The 18,982-nt window shown below is 34.3% G+C and carries 12 protein-coding genes; 8 read left to right on the forward strand and 4 right to left on the reverse strand.

Annotated features, from left to right (window positions below):
• Nucleotides 1-14: 14 nt before the first annotated feature.
• From MYP_RS06090 to MYP_RS06105, 4 genes are all read right to left on the reverse strand, one after another.
• The gene (locus MYP_RS06090) at nucleotides 15-2,552 is read right to left on the reverse strand and encodes a T9SS type A sorting domain-containing protein (protein ID WP_045459963.1); all 2,538 of its coding nucleotides are present in this window, start codon (nucleotides 2,550-2,552) and stop codon (nucleotides 15-17) included.
• Between the two features lie 353 nt (nucleotides 2,553-2,905).
• Nucleotides 2,906-3,508: an exosortase/archaeosortase family protein gene (locus MYP_RS06095; protein ID WP_045459965.1), complete on the reverse strand. Its 603-nt coding sequence runs from the start codon at nucleotides 3,506-3,508 to the stop codon at nucleotides 2,906-2,908.
• A complete protein-coding gene (locus tag MYP_RS26355; protein ID WP_045459967.1) occupies nucleotides 3,483-3,701 on the reverse strand; it encodes a PID-CTERM protein-sorting domain-containing protein in 219 nt (72 codons plus the stop codon). The genes MYP_RS06095 and MYP_RS26355 overlap by 26 nt, the downstream gene beginning before the upstream one ends.
• A 31-nt stretch (nucleotides 3,702-3,732) precedes the next feature.
• Nucleotides 3,733-7,635: a T9SS type A sorting domain-containing protein gene (locus MYP_RS06105; RefSeq protein ID WP_045459970.1), complete on the reverse strand. Its 3,903-nt coding sequence runs from the start codon at nucleotides 7,633-7,635 to the stop codon at nucleotides 3,733-3,735.
• Between the two features lie 785 nt (nucleotides 7,636-8,420).
• Between MYP_RS06105 and MYP_RS06110 the strand changes: the two genes are divergently transcribed.
• The 8 genes from MYP_RS06110 to MYP_RS06145 all read left to right on the forward strand — a co-directional run bounded on the left by MYP_RS06110 (nucleotide 8,421) and on the right by MYP_RS06145 (nucleotide 18,688).
• On the forward strand, nucleotides 8,421-9,191 hold the full coding sequence (locus tag MYP_RS06110) for a polysaccharide biosynthesis/export family protein (RefSeq protein WP_045459973.1): 771 nt from the start codon (nucleotides 8,421-8,423) through the stop codon (nucleotides 9,189-9,191).
• A 1-nt stretch (nucleotide 9,192) separates the two neighbouring features.
• Nucleotides 9,193-11,556 carry a polysaccharide biosynthesis tyrosine autokinase gene (locus MYP_RS06115; protein WP_045459976.1) on the forward strand — a complete coding sequence of 788 codons (2,364 nt, stop codon included), beginning with the start codon at nucleotides 9,193-9,195 and terminating at the stop codon, nucleotides 11,554-11,556.
• A 282-nt stretch (nucleotides 11,557-11,838) separates the two neighbouring features.
• A complete protein-coding gene (locus MYP_RS06120; protein ID WP_045459979.1) occupies nucleotides 11,839-13,113 on the forward strand; it encodes a lipopolysaccharide biosynthesis protein in 1,275 nt (424 codons plus the stop codon).
• A 212-nt stretch (nucleotides 13,114-13,325) separates the two neighbouring features.
• A complete protein-coding gene (locus tag MYP_RS24790; protein WP_052429982.1) occupies nucleotides 13,326-14,357 on the forward strand; it encodes a glycosyltransferase family 2 protein in 1,032 nt (343 codons plus the stop codon).
• Between the two features lie 31 nt (nucleotides 14,358-14,388).
• The gene (locus MYP_RS06130; protein WP_045459983.1) at nucleotides 14,389-14,934 is read left to right on the forward strand and encodes an acyltransferase; all 546 of its coding nucleotides are present in this window, start codon (nucleotides 14,389-14,391) and stop codon (nucleotides 14,932-14,934) included.
• A 234-nt stretch (nucleotides 14,935-15,168) separates the two neighbouring features.
• The gene (locus MYP_RS06135; RefSeq protein ID WP_045459986.1) at nucleotides 15,169-16,113 is read left to right on the forward strand and encodes a hypothetical protein; all 945 of its coding nucleotides are present in this window, start codon (nucleotides 15,169-15,171) and stop codon (nucleotides 16,111-16,113) included.
• Between the two features lie 23 nt (nucleotides 16,114-16,136).
• Nucleotides 16,137-17,267 (forward strand): acyltransferase family protein, encoded by a 1,131-nt coding sequence (locus MYP_RS06140; protein ID WP_045459989.1) that lies wholly within the window; start codon nucleotides 16,137-16,139, stop codon nucleotides 17,265-17,267.
• Nucleotides 17,268-17,548: 281 nt separating this feature from the next.
• The gene (locus MYP_RS06145; protein ID WP_045459992.1) at nucleotides 17,549-18,688 is read left to right on the forward strand and encodes an acyltransferase family protein; all 1,140 of its coding nucleotides are present in this window, start codon (nucleotides 17,549-17,551) and stop codon (nucleotides 18,686-18,688) included.
• The last annotated feature ends 294 nt before the right edge of the window (nucleotides 18,689-18,982 follow it).

Consider the following 18,982-nt stretch of genomic DNA (forward strand, 5'->3'; position numbering starts at 1 on the left):
TCATTTGTAAAAAATTAATAAAGGATAATTTTTTGAGTCATTAACTTATGTCCGTCAAAAACGGAGACGAGATACATACCTGGTTTCAAAGTGTCAACATTATAAACCACAGTTGAGCCAGCAATAGGCAGTTCTTTGTTCCCCAGCACCTGATTCCCTGAAACATCAGAAATACTTAGGCTTAAAGCAGTATTGGCAGATTCAGGTAAGTTGATGAATATTTTTTTATCATAACAATAGAAATTCACACTTTGAGCCGCGGTGCCATTCACTCCAGTTATAACATCTGATTTTTTCAGTGTGAGATAAAACCTTTCCGGATTTTCATTCTGATTGATATATACAGAGTAATTCGGATTAGTTCTTAAATTTTGCGTTTTGTCAAATTGTTTGTCTTTAAGAGAAATGTCATATTCATCTCCTATTGAGCTTAAATCTGAGGCTGAAATCAAATAATTGCCAGCAGATGTCGCAGAAATTACCAATGGAATTTCCACTGAATTAAACTCATCAGGAATGGAATTGACAGCATATCCAATCCCATTCAATTGAGTGAAGACAGATGGACAATCACCTGAATTTAATAATTTGTAAGCATCAAATTCTTCGTTGAATGAAGTATCAGCATCTGCATTTAAGCGCACTAGTGTTTCATCTGAACCATTATTATTGGTAACAGTAATTTTTAATCCTGCCGGAGCCATCGCTGTTCTTGCTACAGCAGGGTTAGACTCTGTTGTAAATGCTCTTTTGTTAACAGTCAAAGTTGGTTTTAGACCAGTTGATGCTTTTATAAAAAAAGCCTGCATCGATGGAATGATCGGACTGCCGCCATTAAGACTGGCTCCATTAATATATGTTTTGTATTTGCCCGCTTTAGTATCCCAAATATAAATAGCATTGTTAACATTTGTTTTAACCCATCCGCTATCCAAGGTCCAGTTGATAGGAGATGGAAATGGATTCCCGATCAGATTCCATCCGTCGCTTTGAGCATCTCCGGATTTAGTATTCGTTACATTGTACTTTAAGGGTGTTAAAGAATTTGTATAGTTACCTGACAAGTCAAGTGAGGTAGGTTTGTTAAAGTAAAATGTATAACCAGTGGTATTTACCAAAGGAGTATTTAAGCCTGAAACCGGAACCCATCCACTATCAGCACTTGGGTGTTTATCTGCTTCATTATAAGTATAAATCCATGAATAACCACCTTTTGCCAGAGTTGCATTGTCCGCAAGTTCTGCAAGGGTAACATTGGTAAGGGGAAATGATACATGATGATATCCGAATTCATTTCCTGAAATATTTTTCTTTATCTTGATCTTACCGTTAAGTACTCCTCCTCCATATCTTGAGACATACCCTGTATTTAAGTCAAGCAATACATTGTTTGATGTATTAAATGTCCCGGAAGTTAGATTTAAGCCTCCTTTAATTATTATAGAAGTCTGATTCGTAACTCCTGCAGAGTTGGCGATAAAGAGATCCTTCACAGTAAGCGGACTACCTGAAATGGTCTGAGCTTCAGAGGATCTGAAGGTTACTGGGTAATTGTTGAAATCTATTGGCTTGTTGCTTGTTACGCTGCCACGAATGTAGGTTGGAAGCCCAATGGATAGGTCATTTGCGTTTTGCAAACCATAAGTTTGAAATATTCCTGTACCGGTTACATTTGCATTATTGAAGGTTTTTAAAGTCAGTTTGTCTGATGACAATACCGTATTCCCAAAGATTCCATTTACAACCAGGTTGCCATATAAAGATAAAGAATATTCATCAACTGTCCCTGCATATAGTCTACCTGAACTATTGATGGTAATATTTTTTGCAATGATATTGTTAACCACCTTCACAGAGTGACCAGCCTGAATAATGAAGGAATTTTCGGAGTTAAAGATTGCCGGTATTTTAGTCCCTGTTGCAGATGTAGCCCAAATGCTTGTATTGGAATTTCCACCCGACTGACTATAAAAAGTGATTGGTCCTGCAAGTATTGTACCTACTACTTCAATATCATCCAGATAAAGCTGTCCCTGAACATCTGCAGCCAACCAGCCATATAAACGGAAAGTAACGGTGGCTCCTTTTTCAGTGATGATTTGTTTAGTAAGTGACTTCCGCGATTCTGTTGTTTTAACCGAGTCTACAGAGGAGCTGTAATCTTGAAAGTTTAAGCCATCCGTGCTGTATTTTAGAATCATTGCTCCAGGACCGGTCTCAGTTCTTTTTCTGGTGTATTTCACCTGAGAGATAATAAGATTGGTTTCTGAACCTGCAGTTACTGAAAACTGAATATATGTGCTTCCCGGCCCAGTATTGTCCAAACCCCAGTTAGAGGAAAGATATCTGTTTATAAAATAATGACAAGTTTGGTTAGTTGCAATAGCACTAAATGTTGCATTATTAGGTTGACTGTTAACACCCAACATGGGCGAAGTACAAGTGTGGCCAGTAAACTGATATAATCCAATTGTAGATTGGGAAAAGAGCAGTGATGATTGAAAAATTATCAGGGTAAAAATGATTACCCCGAGACGGTAATTTTTTATCATAGTTAAAAGATTTTTTTTTAGTCGCCTTTAAAAAGTTTAATTTACAAAAAAGGTTGTAAGTCAGAAAGAAACTTTCGTTGGAGGGGGCAAATTTGGGTACAAAATTTCAGTTATACACTACCAGATTCTTCGTATTGACAAAAAAATGGAAACTAATGAGAAAAAGATTCGTAGAGGGTGGGATTTTTAGGATTTCTTGTAAGGGACAAGCAGGTGAAAGGTAGAACTTATAGGCTTGTCATGTAAGGCTTATGATTTAAGTAGGAGTGATATAGGTGTTAACTAAGGCTTAAGTCTGCTTGAACTCTCTGACGAAAGGTACGGGTTCATTTCGTTGTTTAAAATTTCACGAATTAACTCTTTTTGAAAGAATGCAGTAAATCCGAAGAGTAATTTTTAACCCACCAGTAAAAAAGTACAATAATGAAAGTGTAACAAATAAAATTAAATACATCATGACCGGGGAGTTGCATGTTCGGATTCAAATGCCTTAGCAGAGCTAAACCTGTAATCCGCAGAATGTTGATAATGTGAATACCGATTACTCCCGCGATAAGATATTTAATCTTATTTCTTCCTGGGTATGCAAGAATTAATGCGATGAAAGAAAACATGATTTCAATTCCCATACAAGGAAAGGCAATTCTGACAGCTCCCGATCCAACTACTTTTACTGAGTTGTAAGTCAAAATAGTATCAAAGCCAAGAAGGCTTAACAAATATCCAGCGGGATAAACCAAAAGATATAGGATACCTTGTATAAGACTGAACTTTTCCAGAAATGGTAAGGAATAATCGCCTCTAGGGTCCAGCAGTCCTACATAAGCATAGAATGTGTATTTTAAAGAAAAGAAAATTAATAGGGTAAAAAAAATAAATAAAGGTATTCTACCCCATTGAGGAACTTTCTCATATGGGGTAGAATGTATTTTACTTTCTGTTTTTATAACTGTCATAGATTTTCTTTCCACCAATTCCGATGCCGGCAGCCAGCAACATACTAGCCCCACCGTCAAAAGGGATATCGATTGGATCCTCATCATCACAACCTCCCGGAGGACAAGGAGGATCATCCTGAGCACTTACTGATATTACTATACTTGTTGTAAACAACGTGAATAGTGCCAGAAATTTTATTGTTTTTTTCATTGTATCAAAGATAAAAATTATCAGTTGATTATTAGTTGTTTATGTAGATTTTTTCTGTGTAAACTTTGTTTCCGGCTTTTACCTTTACTATGTAAATTCCTGTCGATACTTTTAGGCTTTTAGTATAGACACCTTGTGAAATACTCACATTTTCGGATCTATCTACTTCCTGGCCAATTATATTAAGGAATACAACTGAGGCTTCTTTTTCTTCAATATTTGAGAAATATACATTAACTGTATTTCCAATTGCATTTACTGCTACCTTGCCTTCCGTTTGATTGCTTAATCCGGTAACTACATCTGCCTTTCTGAATTTTATAAAGAATCTGATTGCAGTATCTCCTTTTGTTATTGCTGCAGAGTATCCGTTTGAAGACTTTAAATCATAGGAAATGTTTAATAATTTATCCTCAAGAATGATGTCTGTTGTATCAAAACCTGTGAATTGAGAGGCTGAAATAACATAGTTTCCTGTAACAGGCGCTTCAAGTTTTAATGGAATAGTTGAATCTATATAATTCAGAGGTAAGCTATTGATTGCGTAGCTTCTTCCATTTGTTAACGAATAAAAATTAGGATTATTACCTGCATTCTTTAATTTAAGTGCATCAAGATTTCCGTCAAATAGATCAGATGCGTCTTCTGTAAACTTTAAAACCGTTTCATCAGAATACGCGCCATTTTGAGCAGTTAAATTTAATACAGGTTGATTGTCAACCGAAGTTCTCCACAATGAAGGGCTTTGAGAAGTGGTTCTTACATTATTGGTCATAGATAAACTTGCAGTACCTCCGGTCCCACTTGTGGTTACAAAAAAACCTTGCAACGCCGGGATGTATTGTGTTCCTCCATTGATACCTGATCCGTTAACAAAAGAAGCATATTTACTGGTTGCAGCATCCCAGTAATAGATGGCATTGTTAATATTGTTTTTTGTCCATCCCGATTGTGTCCAGTCAATTGTTGAAGGGAAAGGGTTTCCAATCATTCTGAATCCGGAAGTTGAATTAGGGAATGTTATTTCTGATGGAACAGTTCCGTGCCCGTAAGTACCAGTGAAATCAAGAGTAGTTGGTGCTGTAAAGTATAAAGAATATGCCTTGAATGGAGCTAGTCCAGTATTCATTTCTGTGATTGGTGACCAAGCTCCATCAATATATTCATATAAACGGGTTGAGCCTGGTTTAGTGGGATCTGTTACAGGTGTATTATCCGCAAAATCGTTAGCTGTAGCACCGATAAGTGGGCAGGCTAGGTAATGAGTTTTTGTTGAATTTACTGATTTTGAAATCTTAATATTACCTGTTACAGTTCCTGCGTCTCCAGTATTGTATGCAACACTTCCAGAGTTCAGATTAAGTGTAAGATTTCCACCAGAAGCCAGGATTCCGTTCGTAAGAGCAAGAATTCCGTTTACTGTTGTTGCTGAATTTAAAGAAACCGTAGAAGTACTGTTTACTGTCAGGTCATTAAAAATTTCACCACCCGTAGTTGTAATTGTTTGAGGTACTGATCCGATGAATACAACTTTGCTGCCTGTTTCAGCGAATGCAGCAGCGCCATGGGTGGTCCAGTTTCCTGCTACATTGATAGTTTTTCCGTTACCAGCTAAAATTGCAGTACCTGAAATCGTTAAGTTGTTAGCAGTTAAAGTTGCTTCCGCAGGAGTTTTTGTGCCGCTGTTAGACAAGCTGAGGTTATTGTAACTAAACGCGTTGATCGTTTGGTTTGTACCATTGAAGTTGATTGTGCTTCCAGTTGCAGTATAGCTATTTGTCCCTGGAGAAAATGTATTAGCTATTCCAATAGTTCCATTTAATATCCTAGTGCCTGTGTTTGCGCTAGTTAGGTTGTAGTAGTTAAGACCTGCAATGTTCTGAGTCCCTGCACCTGCATATGTAATTGTACCATTGTTATGGTTAAACGTTGAAGGCGCTGTTGCTAGGAAGTCTCCATTGATTGTAGTTGTTGTTGCAGGGACTGTTAATGATGCTCCTGATGCTAATGATACATTGTAAAATGTATTGGATGAACTTCCTGAAATTGTAGTTGTTCCTGCAAAGTTTACGGTACCTGTTCCTGCATTGAATGTACCATTATTCACCCAATTGTTTTTTATATTAATGGTTTGATTACCTGCAGATAGTATTCCTCCTGAAGGAATGGTCAATATTCCGTTAACTGTTACATTTGAAATAAGAGTAAGCCCGGACCCACCACTTTTGTTAATGGTTAAATTGTTAAGCGCAACTGAAGATGTTGGTATTTCATAGTAGCTGTTCACGGCAGTTAAACCATTGTATACAAGGTTAATCAATCCTGCAAAAGTAGGTAAAGCTGAAAGCGAACCCTGGTCACGGACAATTGTAGCATTATTGGCCAAGGTCAATATGTTGGAAGAATTATCTAAAGTACCATTTGTAAGAGTTAAGATGCCCCCAACTGTAACATTTCCAGCCAAGTTTATTCCGTTAGGTCTGGATATAGTAAGGTTTTGTAAGGTTAGGCCTGGTATGTCTGTAGCTGGAGTAGATCCGTTAAAGACCATATTGGAAGTTGGGCCGCCAATTAATCCTGATCCAATAATCTTATCTCCGATTGTTAAAATGTTTGATCCAATTGATAGGTTCCCGGAAGTAAATTTTAGCTCCTCATGAACAGTGACATTTCCAATTAAATTTATCGTTTGCTCTGTTCTATCTATGGTTAATTTACCAAGAGTAATGGCAGGTAAATTAGCGCCAACTGTTGCTGAGGCAAAATAAATGCCTGAGGTATTGCTTCCGGTTAATGTACCATTTGTTATGTTCAGCGCATCATCCAACTTTAGAATATAACCGTTCAAATTTAAATTCCCCGCACTTAATGTTAATGCTTTGCCAACCTCAAAATCAGAGAGTAATTTATAAGAACCGGTTACTATCACATCTTGAACCCCGTTTGTCATAGGAACAGTTGAAGTTATGTTGCCATTGGTCCCCTTGAGAGCGATCGTTGTTTGTCCGCTTGAAGAGATTAATGCGTTATAATCGCCATTTGTTAATGAATAACTTCCTGATATGTTAATTAAAGTGCTTGCATTTCCGGCCGCTCCGTTAAATATTCCGCCTGTCATATTAAAGCTTCCTATGTTGAATACTACAGAAGCAGCAGCATTTTCAGATGCCGATCCATTAAAAGTTCCGGCAGATATACCTAATACTCCTGTTACATTTATTGTATTTGTCCCCGCACCATAATTTCTGGCTGAAAAAGTTCCTCCGGCTATAGTTAAGTTTCCTCCGACTTGGATAGTTCCGGCATCATCAACATTTAGATTACCGTTTTTAACGGACAGATTTTGAGTAATTGTTAATGTGCTTGTTAGGTTAATTATGGTCGGACCATCAATACTAAAATTGTTAGCTGTTAAATTGGCATCTACAAAAACATAACCAATAGCTGTTCCAGTGATTGAAATGTTTGGGTAATTTAAATTTCTTGGAGTAAAAAAAACATCTTCACCGACACTAAAGGTAAAAGTGCTTGAAGGGCTGATTGTTCCAAACTTTAGATTATTGTAAGAATATTCGTCATTAGAAACAGAAATATTATATTTCGCATTTCCTACAGTGTTGAGAGTTATATCATGGTCGAATGAGCCAGCAACAAAAGTTCCTCCGCTTTCAATGAAAACTCTGCCTGCAACAGTCCATTTGCTGGTAGCTTTAATGTTATGTCCATTTAATATGTGAAATTCGTCTCCTGCATTTAAAAAGGTAGCAGGACTGGTACCTGTTCCATCAGTTCCAGTTACCCAATTGGCAAGTGTATTTGCAATAAGTCCACTACCGCCAACTCCTGGTACACCTTTGGAATAATACACCGTCGCCCATCCCGGCCCTGCATACAATAGAAGTGCCATTAGTATAAGTGTAAAAATTTTTTTCATAATTATGATTTATTTTTGTACAAAAGAACTGATTAGTATTAATTAATTATTTAGTTTGGTATATTTTGTTATTGATTTAGAGGTTATTTCCTAAAAAAATCCCTATTAAAGGGCAGTCATTTTCAAGGAAATATACGAATTGTTTTATTATTTTTTATTCAGATTAGACCAAAATCATTATACAATCGATGATTGTGTAAATTGTTTTACCTGTGAGGTAAAAATGATTCTCAATAGAAGAGTTAGGGGTGAATTAAATGTTGATATTATTGTCTTTTTTAAAGATTGGTGTAGTCTTAGGGTATACGGAAATGCCAATCTGGTGGTTGGAATATAATGTTAGTCTGTAAAACTTGTAAAGCGGTAGAATATTCAAATTCTTCGCAGGTATAACCTGATTAGTCGTAAAATTACCGCTTTTCGTTTAAGAATTTCTTATAAATGGAAATTCTGCCAATAAGAATTAATTTCTGTAGAAAATTTAATCAAATAAACCCCGATAAATTAAAAAAGTATTATAGTCAAATGTTTGTAATCTGTTTCCTACGTTAAAGAATAAAGTGCTTTATCACAGGAGAAAGTTTTAGCGGAAAAGAGTTGTTTTTCAAACTTACCATCAGATTTATAACAAAATTAAGTTTAGGCGATAAAATCTTTTTCCTATATATTTGCAGTTATTGCCATAAAATCAGAGTAGGAAATTACCAGACAGAAGAACTTATCACTTTATCATAACGTAGTTTGCCATTCGGGTTTCAAAATATCTAAGTGAAGAATTGTACAAAATGAATAAAAAAAAATATTTAAGATTTATATATCTTTTTTTTCTTGCCGCTTCCATTTTTTCCTGTGTACCGCAAAAGAAGGTTGTTTATTTACAAGGAAATCAAAATGACTCGATGTTCATTGGGCAGGAGCAGTTTGTTTATAAAATTCAACCCCGTGATCTTTTGCATATAAGTGTTGTAAGTCCAGACCTGCGGGTTACTTCATTTTATAATATTCAACAAACACCCAGTCAGGCAGTCTCTCCGGGAAGTATGTACCTTAATGGATACATTGTCAATGACTCAGGCATGGTGAATATTCCTGTTATTGGAAAAGTAAAAGTCAAAGATCAGACCTTATCAGAAATTCAGCTTAATATTGAAAAGATTGTAAGAGAACAAGTTTCAGATGCAACGGTCGTTGTTAAACTACTAAGCTATAGAGTTACTGTATTAGGAGAAGTAAGAAATCCTGGGATACACTATATGTATAATGAAAGATTCACCCTGCTGGAGGCTTTGGGAATGGCAGGTGATTTGTCTGAATATGGGAGTAGAAAGAATTTAAAATTGATGCGTCCTAAGAATGGAGGAACTGAAATTGTTCATCTGGACCTTACAGATGAGAATCTTCTGAAATCTCCTTATTTTTATTTGAAACCGAATGATGTTGTTTATGTAGCTCCAATGAAAGCAAAGATTGACAGGAATAACCTGACTCTTACTGCGACTTTATTTGCAGGGTTGTCAGCATTACTTCTTCTTATTAATTTTATAAAATCAAACTAAAGTGAAAAAAAGAGAAGACGAAACAATCGATATTAAAGCATTATTAAATAAGTTATACCAATACTGGCCGTTATTTGCTTTAAGTCTTTTCCTATCACTTGGATATGCCTATCTGTATATTAGGTACTATACCGAACCAAAGTACAATGTAATTTCAACAATTCTTATAAAGCCTAATGAGAAGATTTCCGGGTTTCAGGAAATAGATTTGTTCCGTCAGGATAAAAAGAAATCCAATGAAATGGCTATTCTGAAGTCTTATGAAATGGCATATAAGACTTTGTTGCAACTGGAATTTAACGTTTCTTACTTCCATAAAGGACAATTAAGAGATGTTGAATTGTACCAATCGGCACCTTTTAAGGTCATTATTGATACAAGCTTTAAAAAACAGGCTTATAATATCCCTATTTTTATAAATATCGTTTCCTCTAATGATTATAAACTGACCATAGGGAAATCAGCAGAGATAAAACAGACCTTCACTTTTGGAGAACCGGTAAAACTGGAGAATTTATCCTTCTCTATAGTTAAGATGGAGGAAAATATACAGGTTGCGGATCATTATTATTTTAAGCTCCATGATCCGGCAACCCTTGCGATTCTTTATAGAAATAAACTTCAAGTTACTAATTCAGGAGGAAAGGAGTCCAGTATACTTGAGTTATCAACTGTAGGTAACAATATTCAGCGGGAATGCGATTATTTGAATAAGCTTACTGAAGTATATATACAAACCGGTCTTGATGAGAAAAATCAGATTGCTAGTAACACCATAAATTTTATTGACAGCCAGTTAGCTTCCATCGCCTCTTCTTTAAATAAAGCGGAAACAGAACTTGAGAGTTTTAGAAGAAATAACAAGGTTATGGATATTTCATCTGCTGCAACATCTGTTTTTGCAAAATTGGACGAATTGGAGGCTGAAAAGGCAGTATTGCTTGTAAAAGATAAATATTATCATTACGTACTGGATTATGTTACCAGCAATAAGGATTTAACTGGGGTTATTGCCCCATCAATTATGGGTATAGACGACCCTTTGCTAAATAACCTTACAATAAATCTGGTTGAGCTAAACAGGGAGAAATCGTCCTTAGGGAGGAATACGACAGGAAATAACCCATTTTTAAATTCTCTTGAAATCAAGATTAAAAATTCCAAGGAAGCATTATTAGAGAATGTTAAGAACATAATTAACGGGTCCAGAATTTCATTGAATGAAATCGAAAAGAGAATAGCAAAGCTGGAAAAGGAAGTGAGAGATCTGCCAAAGAACGAGAGGGAGCTTGTTGATATTCAGAGGAGGTTTAATCTCAATGATCATTTGTATAATTATCTTCTTGAAAAAAAGGCCGAATCAGGGATAGCAAAAGCTTCCAATATTCCGGATAATAAAATTGTTGAAAAGGCCAGAAGCTTTAATGCTTTTCAGGTAGGTCCTAAGACAAATATGATTTATTCAAACGCCTTACTTGTGGGGCTATCTATTCCATTAGTAATATTGATTCTAAGAAGTTATTTCAATAATAAAATCCAATCTAAAAAAAGTATTGAAGAGCGGACAGATATACCTGTTATTGGAATTGTGGGCCATAATGATAATTTTTCTAATCTTGCTGTATTGAAGAACCCTAAGTCTGGAATTGCTGAATCTTTCAGGTCTATAAGGATCAATCTTCAATATCTCGCTCCGGATAAAGAGAAAAAGATAATATGTATTACTTCAAGTATAAGTGGAGAAGGAAAAACATTTACATCTATAAATCTTGCTTCTATCATTGCGATGTCCGGGAAAAAAACCATTTTGATAGGAGCGGATCTACGAAAGCCGAAGATTTTTGAAGATTTTGGATTGGATAATTTAAGTGGGCTTAGTACTTATTTGGCAGGCAACCATAAAATAGATCAAGTGATCTTCAAAACACAGGTTGAATGCCTTGATATTATTTCAGCCGGTCCAGTCCCTCCTAATCCTGGTGAGCTGATTTTATCAAACAGGTTAAATTCTTTAATGGAGGAGTTAAAGAACCGTTATGATTACATAATCATTGATACTCCTCCTATAGGTCTTGTTGCTGACTGTTTTATCCTGATGAAGTATTCTGATATTAATCTATATATAGTAAGACATAAGTATACAGAGATAAAATTGTTGGATAAAGTTAACAGCTTTGTGGAAGAAGGTAAAATTAACAATATGAGTATTATAATTAATGATCTATACTATAGTGATAATAAGTATGAATATGGTTATGGATATGGTTATGGATATGGTTATGAATATGGAATACAAGATGAACAAAAGTCCGAATCAGTTTTTGAAAAAATTAATAAGAGAATAAAACTACCTTTTCTAAAATAACGTGGTCAAATGTATTTTGGCTTATTCAATGACTTAAAAAGTGAACTAATATTGTTATTTATAAAGAAATCCACTTTGGATTCATTATAGTTGCTGGCGCTCTCAAATAGTTACTTGTTGTTTCAATCTTATAAAATTCTATAAAATAGTAAGAATATCAACTGTTTGTATATTCAAATTGACTTAAACTTAATGTTTTTAATTCCATAAGAAAACACACTCAATACAAAGCTCTTAAGGATAAATTTTAAAGGTTATTGATGCCTGATATACAGTGCAACTATGTCTGAAATTTCTTTCAATAAAAAAAATGTATTAAGTTTTTCTAAGTTACTGGGGGAAACCTTCCTTGTTCAGTCATTAATTCAATTTACAGGAATGTTAATTGGGTTTTACATTGTCAGAAAGTTATCAGTACAAGAATATGCTTTATACACAGTAGCCAATAACATGCTTGCTATGTTAAGTGTTTTATCCGATTGCGGGATCTCAACAAGCACATATGCATTAGGAGGAAAAGTGTGGGCAGACAAAGGTAAACTAGGTAAGGTTATGTCGACAGCAATGATTTTTCGCAATAAATTTGCATTAATGGCCTTGCTTATTGGAGTTCCAATTACTTTCTTCTTGTTACTTGGGCAAAAAACTTCATGGGAAACTGTAGTTCTGATCATTATAACCTTTATACCCGCGTTCAAAGCTCAGTTGACAGACAACTTATATGTAGTAGTACCCAGATTACATCAGGATATTCGATTACTACAAGGCTATCAGCTTTTTGTAGCAGCATTCCGATTGCTGCTGGGGGGCATATCTTTATTTTTCTTTCCATTAGCGTGGATCGCGTTACTTGCAAATGGAATTCCACAAATAATAGGCAATTTTAGATTACGCAAAATTGTAGACTTGCGTGCGACCATAACCAATGAAGAGGATCCGGAGACTAAAAAAGAAATTGTTCGAATTGTTAAGCGGACACTTCCGGGGAGCCTATATTTCGCTTTCTCTGGACAAATAACATTGTTTATTCTAGCTTATATGGGGAAATCAAACAGTGTTGCAGAATGGGGAGCTTTAGGAAGATATTCAGCGATTTTTGCTTTAATATCTTCTGTTTTCGCCATGGTTATTATGCCCAGATACGCCCGTTTGGAGAATGATCGAAAGAAAGTCTTTTCTACAGCCCACAAAATCTTAGCTCTACAACTCGTACTTTGCTTTTTGGTATTGGCGGGAGGTTATTTACTATCTGATATTTTATTGGACTTATTGGGAAAGGATTATCAAAATCTGGGTACTGAACTTCTGGTAACTTTATCTTGCGGAGTTGCAGGAGTCGTAACAGGTACAATGCTTGCTTTTTCTATCCGGAGAGGGTGGGTGGTTCATCCTGGAATAAACATTTTTTTTAATGTTTTCCCGGTTATTTTGTTTGCTTCTCTATTTACTTTTAATTCTTTGTTGAATGTATTATTGTATAATTTATGTGTACAGGTTTTTGTTGTCATTTCGCATTATCTCGTATTTCTGTTTCATTGGAACAAATACACTAATTAACCATATCGCTTATTGCTAGAAAAAGCGTTGGTTTTGATGTACAGTCATACTTGGTTGCAACATTGAATATCTGGAAGTGAAGATATAATTGAAGATAGAAAGAGTGGGTGGAGGATTTGTTATTTAACAATAATCCATAATGTTGTACTCCTAATATAAAAATAATTTAGACCATTTTATCACAAAACATATAAATCACATATACCTTAACAATGAAAGTATCCATTATCATTCCTTCATATAATAGGGCTTCATACATTATTGATACACTTCAATCAGTAGCAAACCAAACTTCAGCAGACTGGGAGTGTATTGTGGTGGATGATGGTTCTACAGATCATACTGAAGAAGTGGTGAATGAATTTATGTCCAGATATCCCCAAATGCCATTCAAGTGGATGAAGAATGCACGAACGAAAGGGGCACAAGGGGCCAGAAATACTGGTTTCTTAAATTCGCAAGGTGAATATTTGATTTTTCTGGATTCTGATGATTTGTTAGATAAGCATTGTGTTGAAAATAGACTGGGTATTATTAAAATACATCCTCTTTTTGATTACTATGCATTTCCCGTTCGCTTGTTTACGATTACTCCCGGAGACTTGGAATATGCATGGAACCGTATGAATAAAGCGGGTTGGTCTGTATTGGACAGAATGTTGGTGCATGATGCTCCCTGGCAGACTTTAGGTTGTTTCTGGAGTAGGAAAGCTTTGGAAGAAATAGGGATGTGGGATGAACGTGTAACTTCTCTTCAGGACTGGGATGCGCATATTCAGCTCGTGATGCATCCGGGACTAAAAGGATGGATCTGTTCAGATGAGAAATCATTTGATGCCTTTTATCGCGTGGGAAGTCACGACTCGATCTCGAAAAAGTTTTCTACTAAGAAGGGGGCTGAAACCAATGTTTATCTCATAGAAAAGGCTTATAAGTCACTTCAAAATTATGGATTATTAGAAAAGCATTTGCCTGCATTCAGACAGTTTCTGTGGATAATGAATACATTGATAAGTATTTCTGATAATGAAATGGGAAAGGTAGTAGCTCAGAAATATCATCATATTTATGAGATGGTTGGTGTTAAATCATTTGCACACCGATTATATGCTGCAACTAGATTTGACATGAGTAAACCGAAAATTATTAGAGGGATAGTATCCATTATACCCCAACTTTTCCCGATAAATAATTGGAAACAGAGAGAGGATACTTGTAGTAAAATCAAAATAAATGACTTATAAAATTTTCCTTTATATTTTGTGAGTTTTAATTATGAAGATAAAAGTTTTTTTTGCTGAGCTACGACTTTATCTCTGCAATCATGTAGTCAATAAAATTCCAAGTCATACACTTCGCTTATGGTATTACCGTTTTGTAATGAGGTATGAAATAGGCGAAGAGGCAACAATTGGTCTGGGGTGTAGCTTTGATGCAGCTAAAAATCTTATAATTGGTAATAAATCAGTCATCAATGCCCGATGTCGTTTAGATTCAAGAGGCGGGCTTGAGATAGGTGAATGTGTTTCCATCTCCTCTGATACCATTATACTGACAGCGGACCATGACCCGAATCAGTACATGGTGGGAAGAAATAGACCTGTAAAGATTGAACCATATGTTTTTATAGGTACAAGAGCAATGATTTTGGCAGGAGTTACTATTGGTACTCAGTCTGTAGTTGCAGCAGGTTCCGTGGTAAGCAAGAACATACCTCCCCATTGTATTGCAGGGGGAATTCCTGCAAAGAAAATCAAAGATGTGCCCAATAACGGAATCTTGATGAAGGAATTTTACCCATATAGGAGACTCTTCCAGTAAATTGAATAGTTTTACATCAATTAAAACTTTATAATAATCATTGAGGAAATGTAAATCCGATAATGATTAATGCTTGAAAAAAGCAATATGGCTTGGATGTGCCATAACCTTTGTTATTAAAACTTTGATAAAAAAGATAGACCCGAATAAAAATCATCTTTGTATTAAGGGAGTGGTGAAAATGAAAAGAAGAAGATTATCTTAAATGATGGAAATTAACTGGATTTGGTAACGATGGAAAACAAATATAAAAATGTAGTCACTACCTTATTTGAGAACCATTATGAATATGGAGTAGCTGGTTTGTTGAATTCGTTATATCAAGGTGGTTATGAAGGGATTATTTGTGTTGGATTTAAAGGGAAACTTCCATTCTGGATTAACCAGTTGCAACAAAAGCCGGGTAGTAATCATCTATACCAATTTTCAGAAAAAATAGATATACGGTTTGATGAGCTGAGTGTGGATATGCATTTCGGGTACTTTAAACCATATTACCTCAGGCAGATGGCTCTGGAATATCCTGGGGCACATGGTTGGTTTTATTTTGATCCGGATATCGTTGTTTTATCAAAATGGTCGTTTTATGAGAATTGGATAGTTTCCGGAGCCGCATTATGCCAGGACTCCAATTTTACTTTACTTCATTGGAATCATCCATGGAGAAATAAATGGAGGAAGGATTTCGAGTCATTGGTTAAAGGAATAGATAAATCACTTAATTTCTATATTAATAGTGGGTTTATTGGAGTAAACAAATCTCATTTTGAGTTGGTAGAAAGATGGATTGAAGTTAATGAACAATACAAAGCTTTACAGTATCCAATTCATTTTTTCGATCAGAGCAATACATTGAGCGCTTACAAAGGAGATCAGGATGTGTTAAATGCAACTATGACCTTAAGATCTGATTTAGTATATTCTATTCTTGGGAAAGAAGGCATGGCGTTTGATTTTCCTCATGCAGTAATGGCACATGCTGTTGATGGCGCAGGAATTAAACCCTGGAAGAGAAACTACATAAAAAACGCCCTTTTAGGAAATAAATCTTCAGTTACGGATGAGCGGTTTTTGGATTTCTGTAGTAAGCCAATAGAAATCTATTCAAAAGCAGAACTAAATAAGAAAAGGAGACTACTTAAGATTTCAAAAATCCTCAATAGGGTTTGGAAAAAATAGTATTGAACTAGAAACAAATTAAAATGGATAAAGAAATAAAATCATTAACTGGGATTCGTGGTATTGCAGCTTTATGGGTGGTTTTTTTACATTATTATGAAACTTTATCTTTTAGTAAAGATACATATATAAATAACTTATTGTTTTCAAAGGCTCTAATTGCAGTAGATATGTTTTTTTTATTGAGCGCAATTGTTATGTGTATAGCTTATGCAGGGGAATTTCAGAAAGCAATATCAAAACATTCTTATATTAACTTTATGAAGAAAAGATTTGCAAGAATTTATCCTGCTTATTTTTTCTGGTCTTTTATGTTTTTATTAGTTTTTGATTTCTCAAAATTCAAATTTGATTTTTCTAAAATATTAGTCAATTTATTATTACTTCAGAATCTTTTTACTGATTCTGTCATATCGATAGTCTTTTGGTCATTATGTGCTGAATGGATAATGTATTTAATATTTCCTTTTCTATTTTCAGTTATATCCAATGCGAGAGTTGGTTTAATTAATGTACTTCTAATCATAGTTAGTATAATCGGTTTTTATTATTTGCCTTCAATGAATAATTATCTTCTAGATTTAAATAAAGGATTGTCTGTTGTCCATCCCACTGGAAACGTAGTAATTGTTAAAGGTGTAAATTCTGTTATTCGATGTTTTTTCGCTTATCTGATAGGAATTAATCTATTTTTCTTAATTAAAAGTTATTATAATTTTATAGCAAATTATTGGATTAAAGTTCTAAAATATTTTGCTATAGGTAGTTCATTTATGATACCAATTTTTGGAATATCAGCAGAAATGTATGTGTGTCTATTTGTATGTTCAATAATTTTAATTTGTGTACTTTATCTTGAAAATGACAATAAAGATCCTTTTTTTGCTTCTAATCTCATATATTTTCTAGGTCAGATATCTTATTCAATTTATTTATGCCATATGTTCATATTGATTTTCGCAAGTGTATTAGTTAAAACGTTTTTTCCTCTTCATTACAATAATTCAATACAGATATATCTCGTAATTGGATCATTGGTTTTTCTAATTCCGATTTCTTATCTGTCATATAAATTCACCGAGGTAAAAACTGGACTTTGGTTAAAATCTAAATTAGTTCCTAAACTTTCTGGAAGGGATTTAAGGATTACTTAATTTCTGTAAATGTATTTCGATCAGATGCTTGAAGAATTAATTATTACCAATTCGGAATTTTAAAACAAGAGGTTATAAGGCTTTCTGTAACAGAGGACTTTAGGGACAAAAAACGATAGATTAATAAAAAAGTATAAGATTATAAATTTAAAATCTATCTTATTGGAGGTTAATTTTATATAATCTTTTCTAGATGAAAAAATGAAAGAACTGCTTAATATTTCGAGACTTACTTTCACAAAATTGGGAAAGAGGAGAAACCGATAAAGGGTAATTGTTTTATGGATAAGGAACTAAAATCATTGACAGGAATACGGGGCATAGCAGCGTTATGGGTGGTACTTCTTCATTATATTGAGCCACTAAATATTGGCAATGATCTATATATATCTAAATTATTCTCAAATGGTATTATAGCAGTAGATATGTTTTTTTTACTAAGCTCATTTGTAATGTGCTTGGCCTATTCGGATGAATTTAAAGAAACTATATCTATCCATTCTTATAACTCTTTTATAAAAAAAAGATTTGCAAGAATTTATCCTGCTTATTTTTTTTGGGTATTCATGTTTTTGTCTTTTGAATTTATCAAACTGGATTTTAACTATACTAAAATATTAGTTAATCTATTATTAATTCAAAATCTTTTCAACGATTCTGTCATTGCAGGAATTTTTTGGTCATTAAGCTCAGAATGGATATTATACATTGTATTCCCCTTCCTGTATTTTATTTTGCATAAAACAAGAGTCCGTTATATTAATTTATTATTAATATTGACCTGTTTAGTTGGTCTTTATTCGCTGCCATCTATAAATAATTATTTTATTGATTTTAATAAAGGTCTGTATAGTGCTCCTCCAGATGGTTTCATAGGGGTCGTAACGGGATTCAATTCGATAATAAGATGCTTTTTCTCCTATGTAATTGGTATTAACTTGTTTTTATTAATTAAAAATTATAATCCTATTACATTTACTTGGGTAAGACTTTTGAAATATTTTATTATTTTAGGAATGTTTGTCATTTTTTATTTTGGGAGGTCAGCAGAAACGTATGTGCTTTTAATTATTAGTTCAATTATACTAATTTCTAGTATTTATTTAAGTAATAAAGAAGTAGATTCCTTTTTTGCATCTAAAATAGTTTATTTTCTGGGTAAGATATCTTATTCTATTTATTTGTGCCACATGTTTATACTGGTACTCATAAGTGTGTTGTTTAAAAAGCTTTTCACATTCCAAGACTACCCTAATATACAGTCCTTTCTCGTGCTTGTATCGTTGACTTTGTTGATTCCAGTTTCGTATTTGTCATATAAATTCTTAGAGATAAAAGCAGGGGCTTTTTTGAAATCTAAATTATCCATCAATCCCTCTAAAGTAAATAATATAGAAACGCAGATCCGCCAGAGTGTTTAAAATTTCAGGAAAAGAGGTAGATAACTTAAAATGACAGAAAAGCATGAGATTCAGACAATGAGTATAAATGTAAAAGTACTATTTTAGCAGGTTCAGTTATTTAAAATTGGTGTAAGACAACTGCATAGCCCTTGAGCCAAGGTTATATTTAGCTTTTACACCTATTGAGATATGTCATATGGAGGTATCCTGGGAAAGTAAAAGGAGGAAAAAACACATAGTTTCTGCTCATTGCTAATGGAGGAGAAGATATTTCGTATTAGCCAATTAATTGTGTTCGTTTTGTTGAGAAGT

Source organism: Sporocytophaga myxococcoides (assembly GCF_000775915.1).
Taxonomy (GTDB): Bacteria; Bacteroidota; Bacteroidia; order Cytophagales; family Cytophagaceae; genus Sporocytophaga; species Sporocytophaga myxococcoides_A.

Coding starts and splice junctions, on each gene's coding strand:
- MYP_RS26355 (WP_045459967.1), bottom strand. CDS start 3,701: ATGAAAAAAACAATAAAATTTCTGGCACTATTCACGTTGTTTACAACA.
- MYP_RS06095 (WP_045459965.1), bottom strand. CDS start 3,508: ATGACAGTTATAAAAACAGAAAGTAAAATACATTCTACCCCATATGAG.
- MYP_RS06130 (WP_045459983.1), top strand. CDS start 14,389: ATGAAGATAAAAGTTTTTTTTGCTGAGCTACGACTTTATCTCTGCAAT.
- MYP_RS06110 (WP_045459973.1), top strand. CDS start 8,421: ATGAATAAAAAAAAATATTTAAGATTTATATATCTTTTTTTTCTTGCC.
- MYP_RS06120 (WP_045459979.1), top strand. CDS start 11,839: ATGTCTGAAATTTCTTTCAATAAAAAAAATGTATTAAGTTTTTCTAAG.
- MYP_RS06145 (WP_045459992.1), top strand. CDS start 17,549: ATGGATAAGGAACTAAAATCATTGACAGGAATACGGGGCATAGCAGCG.
- MYP_RS06090 (WP_045459963.1), bottom strand. CDS start 2,552: ATGATAAAAAATTACCGTCTCGGGGTAATCATTTTTACCCTGATAATT.
- MYP_RS06105 (WP_045459970.1), bottom strand. CDS start 7,635: ATGAAAAAAATTTTTACACTTATACTAATGGCACTTCTATTGTATGCA.
- MYP_RS24790 (WP_052429982.1), top strand. CDS start 13,326: ATGAAAGTATCCATTATCATTCCTTCATATAATAGGGCTTCATACATT.
- MYP_RS06135 (WP_045459986.1), top strand. CDS start 15,169: ATGGAAAACAAATATAAAAATGTAGTCACTACCTTATTTGAGAACCAT.
- MYP_RS06140 (WP_045459989.1), top strand. CDS start 16,137: ATGGATAAAGAAATAAAATCATTAACTGGGATTCGTGGTATTGCAGCT.